Source organism: Streptomyces sp. NRRL WC-3549 (assembly GCF_000721935.1).
Taxonomy (GTDB): domain Bacteria; phylum Actinomycetota; class Actinomycetes; order Streptomycetales; family Streptomycetaceae; genus Streptomyces.
In genome coordinates, this window is sequence record NZ_KL585386.1 from 194,314 (window position 1) to 194,582 (window position 269).

The 269-nt window shown below is 76.6% G+C and carries 1 protein-coding gene; it reads right to left on the minus strand.

Going from position 1 to position 269, the window contains the following annotated elements; genetic code table 11:
• The coding region (locus tag IH13_RS0105230) for a hypothetical protein (RefSeq protein WP_158791053.1) at positions 1-269 on the minus strand (269 nt) is incomplete at both ends.

A 269-nucleotide genomic window follows, 5' to 3' on the forward strand; every position in this document is an offset into this window, starting at 1 on the left:
ATCCGGTACAGGCCCACCCGGACCGCGCCGCCGAGGGCGGGCGCTCCGCGCGAGACGAGCAGGGCGCGCAGGTCGCGGCGGCCTCGGTCGACCACGAGCTGGAGCCAGCTCAGCCAGGAGGGCAGCGCGTCGTGTGCGGGGGGCAGCACGGCTTCGGCGCAGCCGGCCAGGTCGACGACGGAGTCGAAGCGGTCCCAGCGGGTGCCGGTGTCGGTGAGTTCGGCGTCGATCCGGTCGGCGGTGAGCACCTCGGCGGCCGGCAGCACCGC